The organism is Legionella bononiensis (assembly GCF_016786215.1).
Classification (GTDB): Bacteria; Pseudomonadota; Gammaproteobacteria; order Legionellales; family Legionellaceae; genus Legionella; species Legionella bononiensis.
In genome coordinates, this window is the sequence record NZ_JADOBG010000019.1 from 1 (window position 1) to 12,936 (window position 12,936).

Consider the following 12,936-nt stretch of genomic DNA (forward strand, 5'->3'; position numbering starts at 1 on the left):
CGGATTTCGCTGTGCTTCATCCGGGCTACTTATGATTTGAGGGTATGGGTCAAGATGACTCCTAGCCCTCATAATAGTAGCCTGGATGAAGTGCGAAGCACGTAATCCGGGAAGTCCCGCGAAGCGAGCACTGATTAAAAAGGTACTATGCTGCGCATAGGCTTCCCGGATTTCGCTGTGCTTCATCCGGGCTACTTATGATTTGAGGGTATGGGTCAAGATGACTCCTAGCCCTCATAATAGTAGCCTGGATGAAGTGCGAAGCACGTAATCCGGGAAGTCCCGCGAAGCGGGCACCGCTTAAAAAGGTACCATGCTGCGCATGGACTTCCCGGATTTCGCTGTGCTTCATCCGGGCTACTTTTGATTTGACGGGTATGGGTCAAAAACAAACCTTCTTACTGCTTCTTTCAAATATCTTTAAGGATGACGTACTTATTCTAATTAATTTCTTTGATTGAACGTGAAAATAACTCAGGTTCATAGTAAACCTGAGTTATTTGATTTGGAATTTAGGCAGTAGCTGTATCTGAATTTTCAACTTCACTGGGAAGGTTGCGTATGCGTTGCGCTTCGATTACCAGAACTTTGAAATAATCATAAGACATATAAAAATTACCTTTGTCTCCATACTGTTCACCCCATGAATTGCGAAGGGTAAATAATCCCTTGTGTTGACGGCCTTGATCATCAATTGCAATGGCATCATCATCATATCCGGTAATAACCATTTCATGACCACCAAATAGTGGATTCAAATAGATGTCACGTGCTATTTCAGGAGTAAGCACCCAGGTATCGAATTTGGAGTTATGAGTTCCTATTGCTCCCATGGTACCCAGATCAAAATCCAATAAAAGAACGGCGAAGGTTACCCGGTCGTTTTCATTAAGGGCTGCTTTAATCTCATTAATCGTTTTATTCGTGTCAGTACGTTCCATAATTGCTTGATATATATCAAGAATAGGCGAGAACAATACGGTCTTTTCATTAAGATCCTCGCTTAATTCATGGAATTTTTCTAATGGCATTGCAGTCTCTGGACCTGGTTGTTCACTTTTGGGATACTCAGTTAAACCACCACAACCAATAGCTTTCTGTTTTTCTTTGCTGACTATTCCGAAATGTTCCATTTGACTTAAAGCCAATCGACCAAACGAACCATCCCAACCACTTGGTGCATATCCATTTTGTTCCAGATACATACCTAATTGTAATTGGCATAATTGACTGATGTAATCCCCTTTATTCAAGGCTGCATCAACTGCTGCCGTGGTTGCAAAAGTAACGCAGGAACCAAAGCTTCCTTGATTTAAAACGGGTACATTATTCATGCCCAATTCAATCTTTTGTGGTAAATGTGAAGGGGAGATCAGGGCATTGGATTTGTTGATAGTTGCTATACTTCGCTTATTCAGCGTCTGGATAGCATTTGGAGATAATTGCATTTTAAGCAGTTTAATGTCTTGTTGTTCTGCTTTTGTATTGAGGGATTTATTCTGTGGCGCTTTAAGAGTCTGAGTTATTGTTCCAACTATCTTAAGATCCTGGGCAAATAGATTTGTACTAAGCGCTATAGATAACAAAAACAACTTAGATGTTCGCATTGAGTTAATCTCCGAAAAACGGTACAAGCTTAAATAACGGAGAGCGATCATACTTGATGGATTAAAAATAATCAATATAGCATTTTAATGATCACAGGGTTATTGAACAGGAAAATTAAAGTACTTATGGGGAAAAGGTTCATTGCGTAACGTATAATGCCACCATTCAGAATAATAAGGTTTAAACCCATTACTGATCATCAGTTGTTTTAAAAGTGATCGATTTGCCTTTTGAGATTTACTTAGATTGGTATAGTTGCTATTGGCCGTCACATCAAGGCAATCAAAGCGAGTACCCATGTCGATGGAATTATCATTTAAATAATCCGGTGATTTATCATAACACCGAGTAATAGGATGCGTGGGGATAGTACGATTCGCAGTATCGAGTTGTACCAAGGTTAAGTCTACCGTGCTGCCTCGTGTATGACCGGATGTAAGAGCTATATAATCTCGTTTAAACAGATCTTTTTTAATCTCACGAGGATAATATTCTGGTTTTTGGCGCTCGTCCTTTGAATTTTGACTCCACTTATAAAAATAATTAACCGCTTGTTGCGGTCTGTAACAATCATAAACCTTCAAGGTATAACCTTTGGTCTTGACAGCCTGTTCTACTTTTTTTAATTGCTCCGCAGTTTGTCGGGTAACGATGCAAACACCTCTGAGATAACCAGGAATGGGATTCCCAATAAAATTATTTGAAGTGGCATAACGCATGTCCTGCAGGATGTCTGGAGCAACTTCATGCAGATACACAAAACCTTTCGGCAGGGCATAGAGACTGGAACTTGCAAGCATAATAAGAAGAGAAGCTATTTTTTTCATACAGGTACTGGTAAATATCAATGAGTCTTTCTAACACAACTGGTGATTCTATGTCTAGGATTGGCGATATCATTTAATCGTTAAATGATCTGGCTGTTTTTTATTAAGGAAAGGTTTACTTAATATTTCTGGAGTATAGTTAACATATAAACCGCATTAATTGAATCAGCGAGGCTACCCGCATGCCACACTCACAGTTATATCAAACGATGGTGAACGAAGCGTCTTATCGTGATGAAACAGAGAATAAGTTAATAAAGGAGCAACGTCTTGATAGTGAACGTGTTGTTGACTTAATTAACAACACACCTAACGCTGGCCTGCAGGATTTATACAGCGAGATGGGCGATTTGTTACGTGAAACAAATGACGCTCAATTTGGTATCGTGTCTCAACTTGTTCAAGTAGATGGTGAAGAACAATGGGTACGGGATGCAACTCACTCTGTACCTTTAGAAGAGCGTATGCCCCATAATGCACCCGTTATCGAAGCAAATAATGCCCTGTTGCGCTGTCTTTCCCGTTTACGCCCCATTGATTTTGCCATTAACCAAAAACTGGGTGATCAGGATCCCGGACCGGCATGCCGTGACCGTTTAAAAGTCAATTTTCAGGAGTTAACTCGGGCGGTTTTGGAGACAGCTCAAAGTGGGAAGAGTAACTCTGAGAAATTAAAAGCAATAACAAAACTTGAAACAGAATTTAACAGTACTTTAGTTAAAGAACTACATGAAGCCAATTTAACTCAAGGTTGTGACACTGCGGAGCAAGCAGAGAAACTGTTATTTCATTACCGTAATTTATCAAGCCTGCTGGAAAATCCCGCACGAACCATGGTTACTTTAACCTATGATAAAACGGCACGTGTTTTTCAGCGTGAAACTCAATACCCTGTTACTGAAAAAACACAAGCGCAGCATGATGCAATAAAAGAATTAGCAAAAATTCAGCCTTATCCTTTTAGTGAAGAAAAAAATGCCCACAATTCAAAAAATACAGCCATTCAGGAAGCAGATGCCTTGTTTGTCGATCTGATGGATCAGGACACCACAGCACTCTCTGCTCAAGCGCGAAAAACACATCCTGTTGGAGCAAAAAATGCGTTCATAGTCAAAAATGAACTGATTCCAATGACGGAGGAAGTGTTAGAGGAATCCGATCTCAACACGGTTCATGCGGATCAGGAAAATACTCTTTGGCTGGCACGAATGGGGGTTCCTGTTTATGTGGGTTCTGGTGAATCCAGTAAGGCTGTTGAAGCGCATACCATACAGAATTTAGAGCAAATGCGCATGGCTGCTGAGCGACGAATGAACATTGAGTCTCCAAGGTTACATGTTACTTGCCTGAATACATACAGTCCTCTGGAAAATCAGACGACGATGATTAACAATTTGTACAAAGCAACTCGTAAACAAGGGAATGGTGATGATATTACTTATGCACCAACGAATCCGGACGGCACCTTTCGATCCATGGATGTAGCGCCCAATTTACATTTTGCCGAAGGAGAAGCTCCGGTTGGTACCTTACCCCTTCAAAAGGCTAATCGACTGGCTCAGGTCACTAAAGTTGTACTGGCAGCGGCTCAAAAAGATGCCACGGTAAGTATCGTTCAATGTGCCAGTGGACAGGACAGAACTGGAACTGCTGTTGAAAAATCAACTCAGATTTGGATGCAAAAACGATATGAGCAAATGGGTAGAAATCCAGCCAATATTGAAACAATGCGTGCTGAGGGTGGCAATGCTGCCGAAATAACCACTCATCATATTCATGGCTCTCCAGGAATGAAAACCGATTCCATGGCGAATAATTTTTTTGGAAGCAGCACAGCGTTTTCATCAGCTTCTTCCGAGCAGTTTTATCTTTCCAGCGCAAAGACTAATAAACAGAATAAAGTGGGTAACGTTGATTTTCTTAAAATACCTTCTGATGAAGCCAGGAACCAATATGGAACAAATTTGCGAGAATTTGAACTAAGCCTTGCTGATTTTGCGCGAACCATTTCAGGTGATCAAAAGAAACAGCAGTTATACGACAGTGGGCAAGATGTGTTACGCAACATAAAAAAAATTGCCGCTGAGAACCCTGATTCACGAAGTTTGGCTGATCTTAATGCAACCCTTCCACATTGTACTTATGTAATACAGAATCATGATCAACCTGATAATCCTGAATATCAGGAGAGTATGAGGCGATTGGCCAGTCTCTCACAGCATGTATCAGGAGCAACTTCACCAGGATGGAAAGCTTTGGGTGCAGGATTAATGACTTTTACTTGTTTGGCATTAATTGTAGCGGGTGTTTTAGCCGCAATTCCTACTGGAGGAACCAGCCTGCTAATGACGGTCGTAGGCGCAGCAGGACTTAGCGTTGGGACGGCAGTCGGAATAGGCGTTGGAGCGGTCGCTGTAACAGCGGGGACGGGATTTGCAGCATATAAAGCGGGAAGTGAACATGGGCTTGCTCATTCAATTTCTGAATTCAAGTCCGCACTGCATGAGATTAAGCATGATGAGAAGGTGAATGAAGATCCTTCTCCTCCCAATGATGATATAAGCTATAAACATTAGATTTCTACACTTCATCGTTCGAGATGACGTAATCCGCGTTATGAGAAGATACTATGTCTCAAGCGGGACTTAATTAACTGGATTGTGCCTCTTTAGTTGAACAGAGGACAATCCTTTTATTGTACTGAAGCTTCAATTGTTCCCATTAATAAAAATCAATGGTAGTAGTCGTCACATCTAATGGCCCCGGATCATCGTAATCAAACATCACTGTTTCAACGACCGGCGCGACAGTAACCTGTCTGTATTCAACGATTTCCGTAGATGTATAAACACAACCGGTAGATAATAAGGTAACTCCTATTAACAATATCCATTTCATAGTGAAACCTCTTGTGGTTATTATAAGCAAATTGTAGATTAATTAATCATTAAATGCCAGTTGTGTCATCTCCTTTTATTTTCTCGGATTTTTTTCCATCCACATAATAAAGAAAGGCCAATATCTGAGCGACGGCAGCGTACAGATCCTTGGGAATTTCTTCATTGATATGAATGTTAGCCAGCAGCGATGTCAGTTCCTCATTCTGTTCCAGAGGAATCCCATGCTCTTTTGCTGTAGCAATGATTTGTCGCGCTATATATCCTTCCCCTTTGGCAGTAACTCTGGGGGCGGAAGTCCCATCATACCGTAATGCTACCGCCCTGGTTTTATTTTTTTTCATATGCGTATGTCCAGTAATCGTAAATTCGCAACATCAATGTGATTTTCTTCCAATCCTGCTTGAACATTCCAGTTGCGAAGTTTTAGTCCTAAATCAGCAAGTACCTGTTTCATTTCCAGTTGATATTCATCAAGCGTTTGTAAGGCGGATGCATTTTGGGTATTGATTTTAATATCAATGTGTTTCGCATTAAGAGTTATTGTTGCCTGCAAGGCTCCAAGATGAGTCAGATTGAGGGCAAACGATAGAGACCATCGAGACTGTTGCATAGGCTCTGCTTTATGTTGTTTGATCATCAAAGGAATGACGTCTATGTTTTGCTCGGTTTTTACAGGCAAATCCAGCATCACGAGGTATCCGTTCTTGTGATCATTAGAAAGATGATTAATTTGATTTGCTGTGATGCGCGCTATTACTTGATTGATTTGATCGCGTAATAGATGCTGCAATGCCTCAAGCGACAAGTCCAAAGTGTTCAGCATCATGCCTCTGGATAGAGGTTGAGGTATCGCCCCTGGTAAAGGCAAAGGATCCTGAGCTAATCGTTTTATTTCTGTATCAGGAACCCTGTAGGGATTAACTCTTCTGTCTTCAGGTAAGCAATTTAATAATTTGAAACATTGTCCTTTGAAATCTGATTTTAGTTTTTGCTGCGTTATGCCCCTTCGCCAATCAAGCAAAGTCGACTCCAAAAAAATACCACTCTGATTAATCGCCTGCATGAATTGTTGCGGTAACTGAGTCAGGCCTGTAATGCTGTTTAACAGGGATTTAATCTGTTGATTGAGCGAGTAGGGTAATTGGTCTGATTTCATTAATTCAGTGAGGGTTTGCAGCATATTTGTAGGAGGAGCCTGTTTGGGCAGCGCCTGGAGCAGAGCATTTTGCAATATGGATAGTTCTGGATTCTTCTGTTGCACTTCAAGTATGGTTTCATGGTGGTTTGCAACTACTTTCACTTCGAGCAGTTCTCCCGGAGTAAAATGATGTGAACTTTTGGCATTGAGATTTTGCCCGTTTATATTAATCAGTACCTGATTATTCGTTAATGCGGTGACGACCACCGTTTTGAGGATTTGACCTACATAAAGTTCCGTGGCTGGTTTTGCTAATTTTATTTCCTGGACAGGGGTTAACCTGACGCTTGAGGATTTATTCATTTCAACAGCCATAGGCATTCTTCCGGTTCAATTTGAATCAGTATATACTCAACGTCTTTGTTATCGGCAGAGTTGTGAATTGCTTTAAAATTCACCAGGAAGGGATACCAGGAATTGAACTGAGAAAATCATTACTCTTAATGTAATTGAATATAGCCTTGAGTTCATCTGGTCATTACGCAATTTGAACAGGGTGTGGTGATGTTAGATAGAGCCAGTGTAGTTGATGAGCAGTTTATTAAGCGAGTATTGCAAGGGGATTTCCCGAAGCCCCACAGTACTATGAGCCCCGAAATGGCAGAATTGGATAAAAAAACTGCCATAGAACTTTTTGATTCACAGATTAAATCCCGTTTGCTTGATTTAATTGCCAGACAGTTAAAAGAAAAAGGGTTGTCATTTTATACCATAGGCAGTAGCGGGCATGAGGGTAATGCCGTAATGGGGCAGGTATTTAAGCATACCGATATGGCTTTTTTACATTACCGCAGCGGCGCATTCTATTTACAAAGGGCGAAACAACTTCAGGGTACGGATGGCGTAAAAGATATTCTTTTGTCTTTGGTTGCCGCGGCATGTGATCCGATCTCGGGTGGTCGACATAAGGTATTTGGTAGTGTCCCATTAAATATACCGCCTCAAACATCCACCATTGCTTCTCATTTACCCAAAGCGTTAGGCGCTGCCTTATCCATAACCCGGGCAAAAGAACTGGGTATATCAGGTAATCTGGCTGCGGACTCAGTCATTCTGTGTTCTTTTGGTGATGCTTCGACCAATCACGCATCCACTCAGACTACCTTGAATGCCTGCTCCTGGATTACGCAACAAAATTATCCTTTGCCCATAGTATTTGTTTGCGAAGATAACGGAATTGGCATTTCAGTCCCTACACCATCCAACTGGATAGAGACTTCAATCAGTTCACGCCCAGGGCTGCATTATATTACCTGTGATGGCTTAAATATTGCCGATACCTATGCAAAAGCTCAGGAAGCAGAATATCTGGCTCGAACAAAAAAACAACCCGTGTTTTTACACATGCGCTGTGTCCGTTTGCTGGGACATGCCGGTTCTGATATTGAATCTCAATACGCTACGCAAACCGAAATAGAACGCAGAGAGGCCAATGATCCGTTACTGCATACGGCCGGTATTCTTTATCGGGAAGGCTGGATGACCCTTCAAGCCATGGTCGATCTGTATCAGGATAATAAAGACCTAATCGAGGCTAAAGCAGTGGAGGCGATCAGAGAGCCTCGAATGAGCAGTGCTGAAGAAGTGATGGCTTCAATAATTCCGAAAGTAGAAAAAAAGAAAGGGTATGCTCTTCCGGATGAACCGAGTCGAATCAAGGCATTCGCGGGTGCTTACAATCAGTTGTCTTTAAAGCGCAATATGTGTCAACACATTAACTTTGCGTTGACGGATTTGATGCTGCAATATTCTAATATGCTGATTTTTGGCGAAGACGTGGGTAAGAAGGGAGGGGTCTATCGAGTTACCGCTGATCTTCAGGCTCGTTTTGGTCAACGCCGAGTTTTTGATACTATTTTGGATGAAACGACGATACTGGGAACCGCGATTGGATTGGCTCATAATGGGTTTATTCCGGTACCTGAAATTCAGTTTCTCGCATATTTACATAATGCAGAAGATCAATTACGTGGTGAAGCGTCTACCTTATCTTTTTTCTCCAGTGGCTTATATAAAAATCCCATGGTGTTAAGAATCGCATCTCTGGCTTATCAAAAAGGTTTTGGTGGACATTTTCATAATGATAACTCCATTGCGGTATTGCGCGATTTACCTGGGGTGATTGTGGCTTGCCCTTCAAATGGCCCAGATGCTGCGCGTATGTTACGAACCTGTATGCGCCTGGCGGCTCAGGAAGGTCGGGTAGTCGTGTTTTTAGAACCTATTGCTTTATATATGACTAAAGATTTGCATAGCCCGGGAGATAATGGCTGGCTATTTGATTACCCAGCGCCGAATGAACTGATTGCTCAGGGAAGTGTAGGGGTTTTCGGTGAAGGCGATACGGTTATTTTAACTTATGCAAATGGGTATTATTTATCGCGTCAGGCTGAGAAAGTGTTGCGTGAAAATCATGGCATCAAGGTTAAAATTGTCGATTTACGCTGGCTTAGTCCTTTGCCAAAAGAAGCCATCTTAAACGAAGTGGCTAATGCAAAACGAATTTTAATTGTCGATGAAGGTAGACAAAGCGGCTCAATTAGTGAAGGATTAGTGACATTATTGATGGAAGAAGCTTCATCAGGTTTGAAAATAAAACGTCTCACCGGTAAAGATTGTTTTATTCCATTAGGAACTGCCTGGCATTATTTATTACCCAGTCAGGAAAGTATTATAGAGGCGGTAATCGCATTACAGTCAGATAAAAGGGAGAAGGAAAGTGGACGACTTGTTATTTCTTGATGAACAATTGCATGATGATGAACGCATGATACGTGATAGCGTTGCGCGTTTTGTCAGCAATGACGTAATTCCATTGATGGCTGAATCTTTTGAACATGCCCATTTTCCCCGTGAGTTAATTAAACAATCTGCCGAGCTGGGTTTATTGGGTTTGACTTTGCCCACTCAATACGGTGGATCAGAGGCTTCTTATGTATCGTATGGGTTGGTATGCCAGGAGTTAGAACGGGGCGATAGCGGTTTGCGTAGTTTTGTTTCCGTACAAAGTTCTTTATGCATGTTCCCAATTTTCAAATTTGGAAATGAAGAACAAAAAATGCGTTATTTGCCGGCGATGGCCGCTGGTGAAGTGATAGGTTGTTTTGGTTTAACGGAGCCTGATTCCGGTTCCGATCCAGCAAGCATGCGTACCCATGCTAAAAAAGTAGATGGCGGCTGGATTTTAAATGGCGCAAAAATGTGGATTACTAACGCCCCTATAGCGGATATCGCAATAGTCTGGGCCAAGACGGAGTCTGGGATCAGAGGCTTTATTGTTGATACCCAATCCAAAGGAATGAGTTGTCCTGAGATTAAATTGAAAATGTCTTTACGTGCTTCCATAACGGGTGAGTTGGTTTTTGATCATGTTTTTGTTCCAGATGAAAATCTTCTTCCGGGAACTGAGAAGGGTTTGGGCGCTGCTTTGAGTTGTTTGAGTCAGGCGCGTTATGGAATTGCCTGGGGAGCGATGGGCGCTGCTATGGCGTGTTTTGATCTGGTGCGTGATTACCTGCTGGAACGTAAGCAATTTGATAAACCGCTGGCTTCTTTTCAATTAATCCAGAAAGATCTGGCAGAAATGTATACCGAGATTATTAAAGCACAATGCTTAAATTTACAGATAGGCCGTTTGAAAGATCAACATCGGGAAACACCGACGATGATTTCGCTGGCTAAAGGGAATGCTTGTCGTGAGGCATTGAAAATTTCACGAAAATGTAGGAATCTAATGGGCGGAAATGGAATTAGTCTTGAGTATCATGTCATCAGACATATGCTTAATTTGGAATCGGTCTTTACTTATGAGGGTACTGATAATGTTCATACCCTGGTCATGGGAAGACATATAACAGGTATTAACGCGTTTGGTTAAAGATGTTCTGCTTTTATCGAGTCAGCTCTGATTACCACAAGTTAATTACTTAACAAGTAATTGTTCGATTCAAGTTCTTCTGTCTCTTGATGGAAGAACTTCCAGAGTTTATTCACGTTTACTCTGGAATTAAGTTCAAGATTTCTGAGACATGGGACAGGATTATCCTCTGGATTTACCATTAGTTGTTTTAGGGAAATGCAATATTAGTAAAGGTTTTATTCAGAAAATTACAGGAGTTTATATGATTAATAGATTAAAAGGAGTTTTAATTCTAAGCCTGTCCGTTTTGGCTTTAAATGCAAATTCAAATAATACCTTCGAGAGTAAAGATATTTTGACGCAAAAATGTCGCGATTTGGCGCAGGCTGTTGCTTCTTTAGTATCAAGCCAGGAAAAAAGAGCCTGTGCAGAAAAACTTGCAATGGCATCCATGCAAATTGATATTGCTGGAGACTGGTTAGTCGAAGACGTTTATTCCGCCGCGAAAAAAGAGCTTGATAACGCAGTCTATAGTTTGCAATATGCCGAGTTGAATAATTGCAACAGATACATTCAAATATCTCATTCCAAATTTGAAGCACAAAGAATAAAAAATTCACTATAAAAAATATTTATTTATTTTTTTACCAGATAAAGCCTCTTTAACCGATATTTTGGAGGCTTTACTGCTGCTTAATATCGCACATCATTTAATCAAAAACCATTTTAAGAAATCGAATTAATCAGTGCGTTCTTATTTACCATCCTTCGTCTTAATTGCGCGCATAACTTGTTGAAACAATGAAGTTTTTTTAATATAGATGCCATGGAGCGATTCTTTATCATTTAATTGAATAAAGAGCTGTAATCAGAGTGACGTGAAGTTGAGACCTGATTACGCAGTACGACGTTTTTAGTCCAACACGTTTCTTTGTGAACCTCCAACCTCCGAGCGAGATTAAATCTATTGGATTTTAATTGATGCACAAGGAGGACACCGTTATGTTTAATGGCGTATTACAACGAGTTAAACTGATCTCTATTCTTCTTATCCTGCCTTTCGCGATAAGTTTCGCAACAGCCCCACTAACCTTCACTACTGCTAAAAAAATTGCCTTTGATCTGTTTTCTACGCATCAAATAACGCTGTATTGTGGATGTAAGTATGATAAGGAAAAGAATGTAGATTTAACCAGTTGTACTATGGACACAGCAGCCCCCATTACACGAGCTAGGCGGGTGGAATGGGAGCATATGATGCCGGCATCAGATTTTGGACGCTATCATCAATGCTGGACAGAAAAGTTGTGCGTTAATGAAAAAACAGGCAAAGAATATAAGGGGCGAAAATGCTGTGAAAAAATCGATCCTGAATTCAGAAGAAAGGAAGCCGAATTATATAATCTTTGGCCAGCAGTAGGTGCAGTGAATCAGGAACGTTCCAATTTCAGTTTTGGATATCTGGAAAATAAAAGAGGGTATTACGGTTGTGAATTTGAAGCCGATAAGACTTTAAAAATTGCTGAGCCGCCTGATAGAGCCAAAGGAACAGTGGCTCGAGCCAATCTTTTTATGGCAGATAAATATCAGGTGGAGATAAGTCCTGAACAAAGAGAACTGTTATTGAAATGGAACAGGGAATTCCCCCCGGATTTGTGGGAGTTGGCCTGGGCTGCTGAGGTTGCCAATATTGTAGGGTATGCTAATCCTTACATCAAAGTTGAACAGGTGTCCTGAATGAATCCCCCAATGCCGGAGTCCCGCTCAGGCATTGGGTTGTCCTTTATTGTTCCACACTGTATTTGACCTGCACTATATTAGATCCAAAAGTTTCCGTCTCGATTAGCTTCAAGGTAATGTCTTCTTTAAGTGCACCAAACAAGGGTCGTCCAGAACCGATAAGTACAGGAATGTAGGTAATTGTTAGCTCATCAATCAGTTTTTTAGCTAAAAAACCTTGTACGGTAATCCCTCCATCGATGTACACATGTTTGACTCCTTGTGTTCGAAGTTGCTCAATCAATGCTTCGGGGGATTTTCTGGTTACTGAGACTTGAGAGCTTAAGTGTTCAGGAATTTGAATATTTTGACTGCTCATTACTATAACGGGCAGTTGTCCATAAGGCCATTCTTCGAAAGTTCTGATTTTTTCATAAGATGCGCGCCCCATAATCAGAGTATCAACAGTGGCGATAAATTTTTTATAACCACAATCCTCGCCTTGAGGAACCAGTTCGTGGGACTTCATTAACCAATCAATTGCTCCATCATCTCTGGCAATATAACCATCAAGACTTGTGGCAATAAAAACAGAACATTTGGGTGGTTGCATTACAGGCTCCAATAAATTTCATTAGTTTAATCCAGTGCGGAATCGAATAGTACTTATTTTTCTACAACAAATAGTTCTGAGGGCATAAGGTCTCAATATACCTGAGAAACGTCATCCCGAATGCAATGAGGGATCTCCTGAATGTGGCACTTTGCCTGGATTTGGAGATCCTTCACTACGTTCAGGATGACGTAATACCTAAAGAACACGTC

12 protein-coding genes are annotated in these 12,936 nt (G+C 41.1%); 5 read left to right on the forward strand and 7 right to left on the reverse strand.

Features of this window, described 5'->3' with window-relative positions; genetic code table 11:
* From IZU94_RS18225 to IZU94_RS11465, 3 genes are all read right to left on the reverse strand, one after another.
* A partial coding sequence (locus IZU94_RS18225) for a hypothetical protein (RefSeq protein ID WP_238400702.1) occupies positions 1-186 on the reverse strand: 186 nt, incomplete at its 3' end.
* A 326-nt stretch (positions 187-512) separates the two neighbouring features.
* Positions 513-1,607, reverse strand: coding sequence for a C1 family peptidase (locus IZU94_RS11460; protein ID WP_203110745.1), 1,095 nt, complete (start codon positions 1,605-1,607; stop codon positions 513-515).
* A 99-nt stretch (positions 1,608-1,706) separates the two neighbouring features.
* A complete protein-coding gene (locus tag IZU94_RS11465) occupies positions 1,707-2,435 on the reverse strand; it encodes a M15 family metallopeptidase (RefSeq protein ID WP_203110747.1) in 729 nt (242 codons plus the stop codon).
* A 182-nt stretch (positions 2,436-2,617) separates the two neighbouring features.
* Here IZU94_RS11465 and IZU94_RS11470 point away from each other — a divergent pair, with 182 nt between their 5' ends.
* Positions 2,618-5,011: a hypothetical protein gene (locus IZU94_RS11470; RefSeq protein WP_203110749.1), complete on the forward strand. Its 2,394-nt coding sequence runs from the start codon at positions 2,618-2,620 to the stop codon at positions 5,009-5,011.
* A 145-nt stretch (positions 5,012-5,156) separates the two neighbouring features.
* Here IZU94_RS11470 and IZU94_RS11475 read toward each other — a convergent pair whose 3' ends face one another.
* From IZU94_RS11475 to fliK, 3 genes are read right to left on the reverse strand one after another with little or no spacing between them, the layout of a single operon-like run.
* The gene (locus tag IZU94_RS11475) at positions 5,157-5,333 is read right to left on the reverse strand and encodes a hypothetical protein (protein ID WP_203110751.1); all 177 of its coding nucleotides are present in this window, start codon (positions 5,331-5,333) and stop codon (positions 5,157-5,159) included.
* Between the two features lie 49 nt (positions 5,334-5,382).
* Positions 5,383-5,676, reverse strand: a complete 294-nt coding sequence (locus IZU94_RS11480; protein WP_203110752.1) for an EscU/YscU/HrcU family type III secretion system export apparatus switch protein — start codon at positions 5,674-5,676, stop codon at positions 5,383-5,385.
* On the reverse strand, positions 5,673-6,836 hold the full coding sequence (gene fliK, locus IZU94_RS11485; RefSeq protein WP_238400703.1) for a flagellar hook-length control protein FliK: 1,164 nt from the start codon (positions 6,834-6,836) through the stop codon (positions 5,673-5,675). Before fliK ends, IZU94_RS11480 begins: the two co-directional genes overlap by 4 nt.
* A 201-nt stretch (positions 6,837-7,037) precedes the next feature.
* Between fliK and IZU94_RS11490 the strand changes: the two genes are divergently transcribed.
* From IZU94_RS11490 to IZU94_RS11505, 4 genes are all read left to right on the forward strand, one after another.
* Positions 7,038-9,275, forward strand: a complete 2,238-nt coding sequence (locus IZU94_RS11490; protein ID WP_203110754.1) for a dehydrogenase E1 component subunit alpha/beta — start codon at positions 7,038-7,040, stop codon at positions 9,273-9,275.
* Positions 9,253-10,410, forward strand: a complete 1,158-nt coding sequence (locus IZU94_RS11495) for an acyl-CoA dehydrogenase family protein (RefSeq protein ID WP_203110755.1) — start codon at positions 9,253-9,255, stop codon at positions 10,408-10,410. Before IZU94_RS11490 ends, IZU94_RS11495 begins: the two co-directional genes overlap by 23 nt.
* 244 nt (positions 10,411-10,654) lie before the next feature.
* Positions 10,655-11,017, forward strand: a complete 363-nt coding sequence (locus tag IZU94_RS11500; protein ID WP_203110756.1) for a hypothetical protein — start codon at positions 10,655-10,657, stop codon at positions 11,015-11,017.
* A 377-nt stretch (positions 11,018-11,394) separates the two neighbouring features.
* The gene (locus IZU94_RS11505) at positions 11,395-12,129 is read left to right on the forward strand and encodes an endonuclease (RefSeq protein ID WP_203110757.1); all 735 of its coding nucleotides are present in this window, start codon (positions 11,395-11,397) and stop codon (positions 12,127-12,129) included.
* A 46-nt stretch (positions 12,130-12,175) separates the two neighbouring features.
* On the opposite strand, the gene IZU94_RS11510 is transcribed toward IZU94_RS11505, so the two are convergent.
* Positions 12,176-12,724 (reverse strand): dihydrofolate reductase family protein, encoded by a 549-nt coding sequence (locus IZU94_RS11510; RefSeq protein WP_203110759.1) that lies wholly within the window; start codon positions 12,722-12,724, stop codon positions 12,176-12,178.
* Positions 12,725-12,936: the final 212 nt, after the last annotated feature.

What these genes read in the sequence shown, in the direction of transcription:
- IZU94_RS11460 (WP_203110745.1), bottom strand. Translation starts at nt 1,607, where the DNA reads ATGCGAACATCTAAGTTGTTTTTGTTATCTATAGCGCTTAGTACAAAT.
- IZU94_RS11465 (WP_203110747.1), bottom strand. Translation starts at nt 2,435, where the DNA reads ATGAAAAAAATAGCTTCTCTTCTTATTATGCTTGCAAGTTCCAGTCTC.
- IZU94_RS11470 (WP_203110749.1), top strand. Translation starts at nt 2,618, where the DNA reads ATGCCACACTCACAGTTATATCAAACGATGGTGAACGAAGCGTCTTAT.
- IZU94_RS11475 (WP_203110751.1), bottom strand. Translation starts at nt 5,333, where the DNA reads ATGAAATGGATATTGTTAATAGGAGTTACCTTATTATCTACCGGTTGT.
- IZU94_RS11480 (WP_203110752.1), bottom strand. Translation starts at nt 5,676, where the DNA reads ATGAAAAAAAATAAAACCAGGGCGGTAGCATTACGGTATGATGGGACT.
- fliK (WP_238400703.1), bottom strand. Translation starts at nt 6,836, where the DNA reads ATGAATAAATCCTCAAGCGTCAGGTTAACCCCTGTCCAGGAAATAAAA.
- IZU94_RS11490 (WP_203110754.1), top strand. Translation starts at nt 7,038, where the DNA reads ATGTTAGATAGAGCCAGTGTAGTTGATGAGCAGTTTATTAAGCGAGTA.
- IZU94_RS11500 (WP_203110756.1), top strand. Translation starts at nt 10,655, where the DNA reads ATGATTAATAGATTAAAAGGAGTTTTAATTCTAAGCCTGTCCGTTTTG.
- IZU94_RS11505 (WP_203110757.1), top strand. Translation starts at nt 11,395, where the DNA reads ATGTTTAATGGCGTATTACAACGAGTTAAACTGATCTCTATTCTTCTT.
- IZU94_RS11510 (WP_203110759.1), bottom strand. Translation starts at nt 12,724, where the DNA reads ATGCAACCACCCAAATGTTCTGTTTTTATTGCCACAAGTCTTGATGGT.